Below are 13,929 nucleotides of genomic sequence, written 5' to 3'. Positions count from 1 at the left end.
TAGTAACCCTTAAAAATTATGAATATTGAATTTGATAAGAATGAAGATGCCATGAAAATGGCGATCAGTAATTTAAATCAGCATTATGAAAAGATAAAATGGGGCGGTGGAAGCAAAGCAATTGAAAAACAACACGAAAAAAATAAGCTGACTGCCAGAGAAAGGATTTCTTATTTAATTGACAATGACAAGCCATTTATTGAATTAGGGGCTTTTGCAGGTTTCGAGATGTACCCGGAACAAGGTGGATGTCCGGCAGGCGGTTCAGTAGCAGGAGTGGGGTATGTCAGCGGAAGACAATGCGTAATTGTCGCTAATGACCAGACCGTAAAAGCAGGAGCGTGGTTTCCCATTACAGGAAAGAAGAATTTGAGGATGCAGGAAATTTCGATGGAGAATAATCTGCCTATAATTTACCTTGTAGATAGTGCCGGTGTTTTTTTACCGTTGCAGGATGAAATTTTTCCCGATAAAGAACACTTTGGTAGAATTTTCAGAAACAACGCACGTATGAGTGCGATGGGTATTACGCAAATTTCAGCAGTTTTAGGTGCATGTGTTGCAGGTGGGGCATACCTGCCAATAATGAGCGATGAGACAATAATGGTGGAAGGGGCAAGTATCTACCTCGCTGGTCCCTATCTTGTAAAGGCAGCCATTGGTGAAGATGTAAGTCCGGAGGTACTTGGTGGAGCAGCTATGCATAATGAAATAAGTGGCACGGCCGATTATAAATTTTCGACCGAACAGGAGTGCCTGAAGCAGGTAAAAAAAATAATAAGTAAGATCGCTAAGCCCCAAACTGCAGGTTTTAGCCGTATATCTCCTGCAGCTCCAAAAAAAGACCCGAATGAAATATTAAGTATACTTCCTCCCGGAAATATGAAACCATACAACATGGTTGAAATTATAGAAAGAATTGTTGATAATAGTGAGTTTGAACAATTTAAGGAGCATTATGGAAAAACAATACTTTGCGGCTATGCAAGAATTGATGGATGGGCAGTTGGTATTGTAGCCAACCAGAGACTGATAATAAAGAATAAAAAAGGTGAAATGCAAATGGGAGGAGTAATTTATAATGATAGCGCCGACAAAGCAGCAAGATTTATTATGAATTGCAATCAAAAGAAAATACCTCTTGTTTTTCTGCATGATGTAACAGGTTTTATGGTCGGCAGCCGCAGCGAACATGCAGGAATAATAAAAGACGGAGCGAAAATGGTAAATGCAGTGGCTAATTCAGTGGTTCCGAAAATTTCCATTGTTGTTGGTAACAGCTACGGTGCAGGAAATTATGCCATGTGTGGTAAAGCTTATGACCCACGGTTTATTTATGCATGGCCAAGTGCTAAAATTGCCGTAATGGGTGGAGAACAGGCAGCAAAAACCATGTTGCAGATACAAGTAGCAGGTATGAAGGCTAAAGGTGAACAAGTGACACCGGAGGCAGAACAGGAATTATTGAACCAATTAAAAAAACAATATGAAAAACAAACCACTGCATATTATGCTGCTGCACGTCTTTGGGTAGATGAAATCATTGATCCGGCTGATACCCGAAAAGTTATTTCAGAAGGGATCTCTGCAGCAAATCATAATCCGAAAATGGCAGATTTTAATTTGGGGTTATTACAAGTGTAACATCTTTCACAGTAATTATTAATTACTTGCTTTCAACTATTTACTACTTAATTCTTTTTTTATTGTTCTTTTGCGCAATTCTTATAGCCGTCGAAAACAGTTTTAAATTAAAAAAAAGTGCGAAAGTATATTTAACTCTATGTCTACTCCATTTACTATATTCCAGGTCGATGCATTTACTTCAAAGCTTTTTGGAGGCAACCCAGCTGCAGTCTGTCCTTTAGAAACATGGCTCCCCGATGAAATAATGCAAAAGCTTGCAGCAGAAAACAACCTTAGCGAAACTGCTTTTTTTGTAAAAGAAGGGGAAGGGTATCATTTACGCTGGTTCACCCCAGAGTTCGAGATAGATCTCTGTGGCCATGCTACGTTGGCTACCGCTTTTGTGCTGTTTAATTATCTCGATTATAGAGGGGAAGTTATTAAATTCCGAACAAAAAGCGGAGTGCTGGAAGTGAGAAAAAAAGGAGATTTGATTGAATTGAATTTTCCCACGAGAATGCCTCAGCCTTGTGAGGTGCCGGAAGCTTTATTAAAAGGAATAAATATTAAACCGGCAAAGGTGTTAAAGTCAAGAGACTATTTTTTAGTATATGAAGATGAAGCATCTATTAAGCAAATCATTCCTGATTTTAAATTTCTTAACCAGTTAGATGTTGTCGGCGTCATTGTTACTGCTGCTTCAGATGAAGTTGATTTTGTTTCCCGTTTTTTTGTTCCTAATAGCGTTATAGGTGAAGACCCCGTTACTGGTTCAGCTCATTGTAACCTCATTCCTTATTGGTCAAAAGAATTAAACAAAACTATACTGACCGCAAAACAATTATCAGCAAGAGAAGGTGAGTTGTTCTGCGAAGACAAAGGAGAGCGTGTAACCATGGCGGGATATGCAAAGTTATATTTAAAAGGAGAATATTATTTGTAATATGTCGTCAAACGGTCATCAACTTATAATTTATACTGACGGTTCAAGCAGGGGTAATCCTGGACCTGGAGGCTTCGGAGCAATATTAATGTGGGGCGATAAACGTAAAGAAATTTCTGCCGGCTATCGCAGAACAACCAACAATAGAATGGAGTTGCTGGCTGTAATCACTGCGCTGGAAAGCCTTACAAAAAAAAATATTCCATTAACCATTTACACAGATAGCCAATACATTGTAAAAGCCATACAAGAGAGATGGCTCGATAAATGGATTAAGACAAACTTTGCCGGGGGTAAAAAAAACAAAGACCTATGGTTACGTTTTTACAAACTTGCTAAAGATTACCAAATTACTTTTAAATGGGTAAAAGGCCATGCCGATAATCCCTTTAACAATCGTTGCGATGTATTAGCAACTACCGCTGCTGACGGGAAGAACCTGTTGATAGATGAGGAGTATGAGAGAGAAATGACCAATTTGTAATGTTCGCAGAGGGCTATCATCCTGTTTACAGCAGCCTTGAAATGCAAGGAATAAAGAATCTTAAAAAAAGAATTTTTAATACATTTTGATAAGAATAGTTTTAAATAATGAATACAACCTGTAGCTGGAGTGGTGGTAAAGACAGTTGTTTTGCATTAATGCAGGCAATAAGACAAGGATATACGCCAAAGGTTTTATTAAGTGTATTAAATGAAGCCGGAAAAATTTCAAGAAGTCATGGAATACCAGAAGAGATTCTAAAGGCGCAGGCACAGGCCGCAGGATTACCTATTCATCTTATTGCAAGCAGCTGGCAGCAGTATGAAGCAAATTTCGTTCACGCTTTACAACAATTAACAACCGAATACCATTTGCAGTATTCGGTGTTTGGTGATATAGATTTACAAGATCATAGGGACTGGGAAGAAAAAGTTTGTGAAAAAGCTGGTTTGCAGGCAATATTACCTCTTTGGAAACAAGACCGTCGAAGATTAGTGAATGAAATGCTGACAGGTGGAATTGAAACTATTATAGTTAGCTGCAATGAAACAATGGGAAAAGATTTTTTAGGAAAAACACTTACCCTCGCATTAGTTGATGAACTAGAAAAAATTGGCATAGACGCGTGTGGTGAAAATGGCGAATATCATACTCTGGTATTAAACTGCCCGTTATTCTTTAAAAGGTTGGAGGTGAAAGTATCAGATGCGGTTTTGCACGATGCCTATTGGTTCTGCCATTTGCAGCACGCAGAATAATGATAAGAAGCTTACAATAAAAACGCCGAATACATTTGCATTCGGCGTTTTTAAATATTCTCAAATCACACGTCAATCTCATTTAATTAAAAGCTTCTTTTATCTTTTCAAAAAAGCTTTTATCATTTTTATCAGGATGTGGTTTAAAGTTATTGCTGTCGTTCATTCTTTCCAACATCGACTTTTCGTCACTGCTGACGTTTTGAGGCGTCCATACATTTACGTGTATCAGTTGATCGCCTTTAGAATAACCATTTACTTCAGGGAAACCTTTACCTTTCAGCCTGAAGATTTTACCACTTTGTGTGCCTGCAGGTATTTTTATTTTTGCTTTTCCATCAATAGTCGGTACTTCTACATTCGTTCCAAAAACAGCGTCAGGAAAAGTAATAAAAAGATCATAAGCAACATTCAGCCCGTCGCGGTGAAGTGATGGATGTGCTTCCTCTTCGATTAGTATAATAAGATCGCCGTTTGCTCCGCCTCTTTCTCCTGCATTTCCTTTTCCGCTAAGGCTAAGTTGCATACCTTCCTGAACTCCTGCAGGTATATCAAGACTTACCATTTCTTCTCCATATACGCGGCCTTCACCTTTGCATACATGACATTTTGCAGTGATAGTTGTTCCTTCACCATTACAGGTAGGACAAGTGCTAACAGTCTGCATCTGCCCTAAAAAAGTATTTTGCACTTTCTTTACCTGGCCGTTACCATTACACGTACTGCAGGTTTGTACACTCCCCTTATCTTTTGCTCCGGTGCCGCTACACGTGCTGCAGCTTACATATTTCTTTACCTTAATATTTTTAGTAACACCTTTCGCAATTTCTTCAAAGTTCAATTTCAGCTTTACACGAAGATTGCTGCCCCTTTGTCCGGTTGCTCTTCTGCCGCCTCCACGGCTTCTGCCACCGCCACTGCCGCCAAAAAAACTCCCAAAGATATCTTCGCCAAAAATGTCTCCAAACTGGCTGAAGATGTCTTCCATATTAGAAGCATGTCCGCCACCAAAACCGCCGGAACCGGGAGCAAACGCCTGGTGTCCATAACGATCATATTTCGCCTTTTTGTCTACGTCGCTTAAAACTTCATAAGCCTCGGCAGCCTCTTTAAATTTTTCCTCAGCTTCTTTATCTCCCGGGTTGCGATCCGGATGAAATTGCATAGCTACCTTACGATAAGCTTTCTTTATTTCATCAGCTGCTGCAGACTTGCTGACCCCTAACACCTCGTAATAATCTCTTTTAGTTGACATATAGACTCCCATCCCCTAATGGGGAGTTTTAATAATCTTATTTTTTATGCTTCAAACGTTATAAAGCAGGTTTTATTATCATTTTACAGATCTACCTGCCTTTGCGCCCGGTTTTACTTTTTGGCCAAACGGGCCAAAAGGATTGCAGATTTCATTTGCCTACAATTACTTTAGCAAAGCGAATGAGCTTATCGTTTAAATAATAACCTTTTGTAACTTCGTCTACCACTTTCCCTTTTAAATCAGGAGTAGGAGCCGGAATTTCAGTAATGGCTTCGTGTTTTTCTACATCAAACTCTGTATTTATACTTTCCATTGCCTTTAGACCCTTACTCTGCAAAGTATTTCTCAACTTATTAAATACAAGCTGCACTCCCTCTTTTATTTGAGCGAGATCAGTAGTAGTTTGCATTTGTTTCTCCGCCCTGTCACAATCATCCAACACGTCGAGCATAGAAGTAATAACTTCCTTTCCAGCTGTCTGTATCAGTTCAATCCTTTCTTTGGCATTACGTCTTTTAAAATTATCGAATTCGGCAACCAGGCGCAGATATTTATCCTTTTGCTCCTGCAGTTCGGCTTTTATCTTCGTAACCTCATTCTCGTCAGTCATTGTCTCACTTAAGTGAGAAGTTCCGGGAATGCTGTCATCAGAATTTATATCGATATCATCCATCAGTTTGCTTTCTTCCTGCGTCGTGTCTTTTTCTTCCATAATTTACTTTTTCGCAAAGGTAAAGGTCAAACACTTTGCCAAAAAGAGTTTGAAAGTCAAATTGACATTTTTATAAAGCTAGAAAGACAATATTGTAAAATTATATTTGCAAAATGACAAAGATATTTTTGCGGAAAAAGATAGGGTTAAGGATTGCCAACGGCCATCCGTGGATATTTGCAAACGAAATTGAGAAAATTGATGGCAACGTTAACCCGGGAGATATAGTTGAAGTGTACACAGGTGATCAGAAGTTTGTAGGGAAGGGTTATATTAATCCCAAATCTCAGATAACTGTAAGGCTGCTTACGAGAGATAAAGATGAAACAATTGATGAGAGTTTTTTCTTTAGAAAAATTAAAAATGCATGGGATTACAGGCAAAAGATTGGTTATACAGAAAATTGCCGTCTTGTTTTTGGCGAAGCAGATTTTCTACCAGCTTTAATTATCGATAAATTTAATGACTATTTTGTTATTCAGACTCTTGCTTACGGTATTGAAGTTTGGAAGGAGGCTATTGTTAAAGCCCTTAATAACATCTTTAAACCAAAAGGTATTTATGAAAGAAATGATGTGCCAGTAAGGGAATTGGAAGGTTTGGAACAGAAAAAAGGGTTTTTGTCTGAACCTTTTGATACTAATATTATTATTAACGAAAACGGTTTGCGATTTTATGTTGATATTGAAAATGGTCAAAAAACGGGTTACTTTTTAGACCAGCAAGACAACAGAAGGGCTATTGAACACATAGTAAAAGGTGCCGATGTTTTAGGAGTGTTTACATATACGGGAACTTTTGAAATTTATGCTGCTCATTATGGGGCTAAAAGTGTTGTAGGGCTTGATATTTCGGAAAGAGCTGTAGCAGAGGCAACAAAAAACGCTGAACTAAATGGCCTTAGTGATATTTGCAGTTTTCAGGCAGTAAATGCTTTTGATGTTCTTAAATTATGGGGAAGTGAAAAACGGCAGTTTGATGTGGTAATGCTTGACCCTCCGGCTTTTACAAAAAGCAGGGAAAATATTCAAAAAGCGATTGCCGGGTATAAAGAAATTAATCTTAGGGGAATGAAATTGGTTAAACCGGGAGGATTTTTAGTTACAAGCAGTTGCACGAATCTTGTATCGCCCGAACTTTTTATAGAAACAATATATTTGGCGGCAAAAGATGCAAAACGAAAATTAAGGCAAGTGACATTTAAAGCCCAGGCAAGTGATCACCCAATTATTTGGGGCATAGAAAACACAAATTATCTTAAGTTTTTGATCGTTCAGGTTTTATAGAAAAAAGTATTTTTAGTCGCATTTATTTAAATAAAAAATCACCTTTTTTTCAAGGTGATTTTAAACTATTGAAATTCGATACGGATTAAAAGCTTATTTATTTACCTGAAATTTACCCGATTCTATTATTCGGCCTGTTTTATCGCGCAATTGAAAAATATATATTCCTCTATAAAAATCTGTTAGTAAAACTGATGTCTTTTGAAAAGAAGCATTTGATTCGAAAACTTTTTTCCCTACAAAATTAAATACCTGCAAAATATAATCTTTTTGCACAGGTTTCGAAAATTCAAAATTTATAATTGTTGTAGCCGGATTTGGATAAAACCTCACAACTTTTGCCGAGACATCAGACGAAAAACTCACCTCGCTAATTTTACCGGTTTGGGATTTGGAAAAAATAGTGAGAAAGGAAAAAATAATGATTAAGTAAAGTTTATTCATAGTTATTATTGCCTCGAAATGAAATAAAGTATTTACAATTGTTAATATTACAAAAGTTTAGCCAACATTGCAAGAATTCCACCTGAAACTATTATTCAATAAAAAATTAAATTTTCAAGTTTGGTTCAACAACAGAAAGTATGAGTATAACTCCTTTCTTTTTATATTATTGCAAGTTATCAATAAAACTTTAGATCACTTTAATTTTTGCAATGTTATAGATATAAAAATGGAAGTGAGAAAAGTTATGTACATGTTAAAACTTATTGGGGAATACAGAGATTCTACGTTCAAGTACTATAAAGCCTTTTTTCTTCGCCAGTCAAGGTTTTGAGCAAAAAACACCCGTATAATGTGGTTGTTCCTGTATTTGTTTCCTTCCGGCAATTGTTGAAATTGGTTCATGTAACCCAATTGCAGGTTCTCGTGTTTATTAAAATCAAATTTAAAACCGATAAAGAATCGGTTTTGGTCAAAGTAGTTGTAGATGATTTGTTTACCAAAGTTGATGTGCACTTCATCATTTACTATAAACGAAACCTTATTATTGGGGCTTTGTCTTAAGGGAACATCCCAAAAGAGGTTGTATCGAAATTTATAGTTGAAATTATATCCATTTGCCAAAGTTGAATCATTCAGTATTTTATGACGATATTTTTCTTCCAGCCTTATCCATTGCATCAGTTTTGTTTTGGTATACTTCGTATGCCATTGTAACTGTTGCCATATACGATGCTCGGGCTGTGAAAAATGTTTATCAGCTTCTGAAGGATAATTGACCACATAAGCATAGCCAACAGTAAGTTTAGTGTTGTCATTGGCATAATAAGTAAGACCAGGCCTCAAAATTATTTGAGACAAATTTTGAGTAAACTCTTCTTTTGTACGCAAATTAAAATCGCCCCAAAAACCCCACTTGTCCGATAGCCTTGTTTGGTTAGAAAAAGCTATCCACGTCTGCCGCTGAGTGGCTGTGCTTTTAGTAGTTTGAGCAAATGAAGAGATGTATGAAAGGATCGTTATAATAAGGGTAAATATCTTTTTATTCATCTAATTGATTTAAATTCTAATAGTTATTTTAAATCTTGTATCCTCTAACAACTCGTTATTCTACTTGTTTAAAAAGTCCGCTATATTTTGAAATTCCTTCGTCTGTTTGCTTAGCTGCTCTAAATTATTTTGCTAAGTCAATAACTATTATCAGCAGAAATAGGCACCTTTCGTAGTAATTTTTTCTCGGCTTATTTTTACATTTTAATAAACCGCTTGCCAAATGCCGTTCACCTGTGCCAGAAGGAAGATGTGGGAAAATGAATTGCTTGCTATACATTAGAAAAGGCGGATTTGTTATGGTTTTACAAATCCGCCTTTTCTCCCTATAAGCGTAACTTTTATTTTTGCTATTGCCAAAATCGCGTCATTCAGCAATTACATAAAAAGGACTGTTATTTCGTATTTAATTATTTAAGAGGTTATCAAAAGTAATCGCTACGTAATACAAGCCTCCCAATGTAGGACCTCCTGCATATTGCAAGTAGCGGTGATTGAAAATATCAGAACCTCCCACTTTAATGTTTGCCTTTGCCTTCGGAACCCTGAAAGTAACCTGGGCATCCATAGTGCTGTAAGCTGAAACTTTTCCGGTTACAAGAGGACTCTCCCATAAAAAAGCATTTTGCCATCTCCACACAATATTGAAACCAATGTTTTTTACAATAGCGCGATTACCAAATGAGAGATTAGTTGACCAGTCAGGAGTATTGAAGCCGGTAACAAAAATATCATTAGTCGCATTAGATTTCATCTTGTTATAGTTTACGTTACCCGAGACCGTATATTTTTTATAAAAATTATAAGTAACTCCCAATGCCGATCCATAATTATGATAAGTGTTTGTCGCATTTGTGTAAACGCGGTAACGGTCCTGGCCATTACTTGAGGCAGTAGTAGCTGTTGCGGTTGTAGCATCTCTGTTCCTGTCTAACATTGCAAGTATAGACGCATCTGTACCAACTGTTTGTCCCTTTGGCACAAATACCTGTACCTGACCGAGAAAACCATTATACTGGTTACTGTAGGCATCGATATCTAATACCAGTTTATTATTAAAAAGAACACTTTTATAACCAACTTCGAAAGAATTAATTTTCTCTGGTCGTGCCTTTGGTAAGTTTGCTACTTTAAGTAAACTTCTGTTTGCTAAAGCCGCAGAGTCACTGTTACCTGCAGCGCTTGCGGCAGCATTAAAATTGATGACTGAAGCCTGGGTGTAGCTGTTTTCCAGGTAACCTAAGCCTTCATTAATATATGATAAGCTACCTACGCGCTTAACCCTGCCATTATTTACATAAGAAAGGGCTTCAAAAAGTGCAGGAAAACGATAGCCTTGCTGAAAGGTGAAGCGAAAGTTGTGTTTATCATTTACTGTATATACGGCAGCCAGTCGTGGCGTAAATTTAGGGTCGAATTCAGGATTGTAATCAAACCTCAATGAACCAAACAGTTTTAATTTTTCCTTGAAAAAAGTTTTTGTAGCCTGCGTAAAGGCACCCAACTTTTTGTAATATACATTGTGCCCAAAGCTCCCATCAGGTAATGCTTTATTGCGGTCTGCAATAGGTCGTGAAAAATCTACAAAGTTATTTCCATCAGGGATGATTTGATAAACGCGGGCATCTCCACCTATTAACAAATCAAAGATTTTTACTTGCTTAGATAAGTCCCATTGTGCTTCTGTATGAAACAAACGGCTTTTTTGTAATAAAGCAGCACCACCAGTTACGGGAGCATCAGGTATTGTGCCCGATTTAATATCCCAATTATTAATCTTTATTATCGTATTTTTTAAGTTTTCAAATTCAGGTGTTCCTGGTTCTACACGACCTGCATCTGCTGCCTGCCGTGCAAGTTGCGAAGCAGATGCGAGATCCGCGCCAGTATTTAGTTGCTTCACAAGTGCACTTTTATACTTGGCCGCCCACGCAGTATTACTGCCGCCGCTATACAAATCAAGGTTATCGGCCAAAGGCTTTACGTTATAAGAATCTCCGGTGTTTTCAATGGAAACATAACTACGGATTACGTAATTGCTTCCTTTGAGTTCAAGGTGATGGTTTTGCACAATCACATTATCGAGTTGTATTTTATTGCCACGTTGAAAAACTCCATCCATTTTACCAAAACGATACGAGTAAGATAATTCTGCATTTTCGCCTAAACGGTAATGAACTGCAGCATCAAATTTCAGATTATCTACTTTGGGACTTACCAAGTCTGTTTCCCAATAACCTGTGCGGGCAATACGTAGCGTCTGGTTAGGTTGCCCATTTAAGGTAAGGCCACTGATAGATACAACATTGCTGCCGGCAAGTGCATCATCTCCGTATTTATTCCATCCATCAAAAGCAACATTATTTGCTCCGTTTAATTCAGGAAAGCCAGGGTTAGCACTTTTAAGGTTATTCGTATTCTGATCGAGTCTTGTATTTGATCTCCAGTCTATCCCCCGCATGTAACTTCCGTTAATCTTAAAAGCCCATTTATTATTAAAAGCTTTTGCATAACGAATAGCAGTTTCAGTTAAAATGCCGGGATCATGGTCTTTGCCATCAACATGGTTAACGCCGGTCTTTTGATAAACGCTCAATCCCTGGTAAAGAAACGGGCTTTTGGTAAGCAGATTTGCCATTCCGTTTATTGCATTCATGCCATATAAGGCCGATGCCGCACCCGGCGTAATTTCTATACTTGCAATGTCAAGTTCGGTTGGGCCTATGGCATTTCCTAAAGGAACGCCTAATGTCGCTGCCTGCATATCTACACCATCGACCAATTGCATGAAGCGAAAGTTGTTGGGAATATTAAAACCACGTGTATTCGGAACTTTAAACGTAAGGCTTGATGTAGTCATTTGCACTCCTTTTACATTTTCAAGTGCGTCATAAAAACTGGGAGCAGGCGATTCTCGTATAGCCCTAATGTCTAATTTTTCAATGGCGACAGGAGATTTTAAAATACTTTCAGCTACGCGTGATGCCGTAACTACCACTTCTTTTCCAAGTACTGTTTGTGTAACCAAAGCAATAGAAAGCTTTGAATTAATACTTTTTACCTCAAATTCCTGCTGCTCAAAGCCTATAGATGAAAAGACAAGGGTAAGCGGGAATTTATTTTTAGTTTTAAATGTAAACTGGCCAAGATTGTTTGTAGTTGTTCCTGCTACTGTTCCTTTTATTTGAACACTAACCGAAGCCAACGGTTCTTTTGTCTGCTGGTTCTCTACTGTTCCTGAAATCTCTATCAGGTTATTTCCTTGGGAGAAAGAAAAATTTACAAGAGAAATAAAGAGCCAAAAAAAGAGAATGATTTTTATTGTTTGAGATTTTTTTGCGTAAGAATTACCTTCCGGTAAAAGATGTTTCATTTTATCAGTTGTTGTCATTAAAAAAATATGCTTGATTAATTTGGGGGGTTACCCACAACAGGTAGTTGTTGAAGGGGCATGACCGAGAATCAGAAAAGAAATTTTATTCATTAGTCCACTAAATTGGTAGACAAAAGTAGTACACTATTTTTACTTTCCAAATTTATTTTAAACACTTAGTTCGCGGAAGTCTTTTTAGGTTGCAAAAAAGGGGCAGGCTATAAAATGTTTTCAAAGAAGAAAATTCTTTTTTAGATATTCTGGTATGAGCATAGTTACTCAAATGAAGCATTTGTTGGGTCGTATTTCGCTCATCTTTCTTAAAGGAGAAAGTTTAATTAATTATCTATATCTACTACAGAAGCAATGGCGAACAGATATTAATGTTGAACACTTGCCTTCACCTCGGGCTGTAAGACTTGCTTTGAAGTTTTGTACAGGGTATTTAAACTTGTAAGAATAACGAAGCTACCAACAATAATAAACATTGTTTTTAAAGGTAATTTACCTACCAGCCTGGCCGCTATTGGTGCTGCAATAAGACCACCTATAATAAGGCCTGCAACATCTAAAAGAGGAACACTTTTTAATAAAATAAAAAAGGTGATAGAACTTGCCAGTACTACAAAAAACTCTGCAAGACAAACTGAGCCAATTACGTAACGGGCGCTTCTTCTTTTGGCAATTAAAGTGCTTGTAACCAATGTACCCCAACCGCCACCAGCGAAAGCATCCATAAAGCCTCCCGCAGAAGCAAGCCAACCCGCTTTTTTTACTTTGTTTTGAAACCTGTTTTTATTAAAAGCCTTACTAATAATATAATACCCGAGATATAAGGTATAAATGGAGAGGGGAATGCGGACGTAAGAAGAATATTTTTGACCTAAAAATGCTAAAATCGCTCCTATTACCGCACCCACAACACCGGGAATAACAAGGGCACGAAATAATTTTTTATTAATGTTGCCAAAACGATGATGGCTGTAACCGGATACGCCACTTGAAAAAACTCTTGCAGAATGAACTCTGCTACTGACAATGGCCGGCGGAACACCATTAGCCAAAAGAAAGGTTGTTGAAATAGTGCCATAACCCATCCCCAAAGACCCATCGGTCATTTGAGCAAGGAAACCCGTAAGCAACATGATTGAAAAAGACTTTGTATCAATATATTCCGGGATGGTCCTTACACCTTCAATTATTCTATGATAAGGTATATAAGAAAGTAAACCATGACCGATTATCATAAATAAAAAAGCGAACAAACACCACTTAACAACTTTTTGCCATTGCTTTTCTTCATGCTTTGGTTCTGCTTCCAAATCAATTTGCTTGGCAACCAGCAATTTTGTAAGGTCATTAAGCTTTCTTACTTTTTCATTAAAATCACCGTCAATTCCATTCCTGATTGTTTCCATGTTGTCGAGCACACTTTCCATCTCGTCGGGCAACATATTATTTATTACTTCCTTCAGCCGTTTTGCAATTGTCGGCGATTTGCCATTAGTAGAGATAGCAATCTTTAGACTACCTTTTTTTACAACAGAACCTAAGTAAAAATCACATAGGGCAGGTTTATCAGCAGCATTTACCAGTTTTCCTTTTTTCTTTGCTGCATTACTTATTTCGGCACTTGCATAAGTATCATCTATTGCAACAATTACCAGGTCCGCTTCTTCCAAATCATCTACAACAAAAGCTCTTTCGTGCAATGTTATATTAGGATGCTTTGCAGCAAGGTGCTTTATCTCATTTTTTATTGTTATTCCAACTAATGTAATTTTAGTTAACGGAGAATTTTGTAAAACTGTATTAAGCTTTTCCAGGCCAATATTTCCGCCTCCTACAATTAACAGACGCATCTGTTCCAGTTTTAAAAAAACAGGAAACAAATTGTTTGTTTCTTTTACTCTTGCAGGTAAAACTTGCTCTTCTATATTTGACTTAGTTTCCGGCATCATTCATTCTTCCCAAACTGTTTTTGTTGTAAAATGG

General features: G+C 37.4%; 11 protein-coding genes. 5 read left to right on the top strand and 6 right to left on the bottom strand.

What is annotated here, in order from left to right; all coding sequences use genetic code 11:
• Window positions 1–18 precede the first annotated feature (18 nt).
• From B154_RS0125595 to B154_RS0125575, 4 genes are all read left to right on the top strand, one after another.
• The gene (locus B154_RS0125595; RefSeq protein ID WP_018617210.1) at window positions 19–1,644 is read left to right on the top strand and encodes an acyl-CoA carboxylase subunit beta; all 1,626 of its coding nucleotides are present in this window, start codon (window positions 19–21) and stop codon (window positions 1,642–1,644) included.
• Between the two features lie 139 nt (window positions 1,645–1,783).
• Window positions 1,784–2,569, top strand: a complete 786-nt coding sequence (locus tag B154_RS0125590; RefSeq protein ID WP_018617209.1) for a PhzF family phenazine biosynthesis protein — start codon at window positions 1,784–1,786, stop codon at window positions 2,567–2,569.
• 1 nt (window position 2,570) lies between these two features.
• Entirely contained in the window at window positions 2,571–3,053 is a 483-nt protein-coding gene (rnhA, locus tag B154_RS0125585; protein ID WP_018617208.1) for a ribonuclease HI, read from the top strand.
• A gap of 107 nt (window positions 3,054–3,160) precedes the next feature.
• A complete protein-coding gene (locus B154_RS0125575; RefSeq protein WP_018617205.1) occupies window positions 3,161–3,811 on the top strand; it encodes a Dph6-related ATP pyrophosphatase in 651 nt (216 codons plus the stop codon).
• 82 nt (window positions 3,812–3,893) lie between these two features.
• On the opposite strand, the gene dnaJ is transcribed toward B154_RS0125575, so the two are convergent.
• On the bottom strand, window positions 3,894–5,078 hold the full coding sequence (gene dnaJ, locus B154_RS0125570) for a molecular chaperone DnaJ (protein ID WP_245542655.1): 1,185 nt from the start codon (window positions 5,076–5,078) through the stop codon (window positions 3,894–3,896).
• A gap of 139 nt (window positions 5,079–5,217) precedes the next feature.
• A complete protein-coding gene (locus tag B154_RS0125565; RefSeq protein ID WP_018617202.1) occupies window positions 5,218–5,781 on the bottom strand; it encodes a nucleotide exchange factor GrpE in 564 nt (187 codons plus the stop codon).
• Between the two features lie 113 nt (window positions 5,782–5,894).
• Here B154_RS0125565 and B154_RS0125560 point away from each other — a divergent pair, with 113 nt between their 5' ends.
• Window positions 5,895–7,067 carry a class I SAM-dependent rRNA methyltransferase gene (locus tag B154_RS0125560; protein WP_018617201.1) on the top strand — a complete coding sequence of 391 codons (1,173 nt, stop codon included), beginning with the start codon at window positions 5,895–5,897 and terminating at the stop codon, window positions 7,065–7,067.
• Between the two features lie 93 nt (window positions 7,068–7,160).
• On the opposite strand, the gene B154_RS0125555 is transcribed toward B154_RS0125560, so the two are convergent.
• The 4 genes from B154_RS0125555 to B154_RS29785 all read right to left on the bottom strand — a co-directional run bounded on the left by B154_RS0125555 (window position 7,161) and on the right by B154_RS29785 (window position 13,895).
• Entirely contained in the window at window positions 7,161–7,511 is a 351-nt protein-coding gene (locus tag B154_RS0125555) for a T9SS type A sorting domain-containing protein (RefSeq protein ID WP_018617200.1), read from the bottom strand.
• 297 nt (window positions 7,512–7,808) lie between these two features.
• Window positions 7,809–8,561 (bottom strand): DUF2490 domain-containing protein, encoded by a 753-nt coding sequence (locus B154_RS0125550; protein ID WP_018617199.1) that lies wholly within the window; start codon window positions 8,559–8,561, stop codon window positions 7,809–7,811.
• Between the two features lie 406 nt (window positions 8,562–8,967).
• Window positions 8,968–11,934, bottom strand: a complete 2,967-nt coding sequence (locus B154_RS0125545) for a TonB-dependent receptor (protein WP_051084357.1) — start codon at window positions 11,932–11,934, stop codon at window positions 8,968–8,970.
• A gap of 380 nt (window positions 11,935–12,314) precedes the next feature.
• Window positions 12,315–13,895 carry a TSUP family transporter gene (locus B154_RS29785; RefSeq protein ID WP_018617197.1) on the bottom strand — a complete coding sequence of 527 codons (1,581 nt, stop codon included), beginning with the start codon at window positions 13,893–13,895 and terminating at the stop codon, window positions 12,315–12,317.
• Window positions 13,896–13,929: the final 34 nt, after the last annotated feature.

This window comes from Segetibacter koreensis DSM 18137 (assembly GCF_000374045.1).
GTDB classification, from domain to species: domain Bacteria; phylum Bacteroidota; class Bacteroidia; order Chitinophagales; family Chitinophagaceae; genus Segetibacter; species Segetibacter koreensis.
The sequence above is the reverse complement of the archived record's forward strand: the minus strand, read 5'-3'. Positions and strand labels throughout refer to the sequence as shown.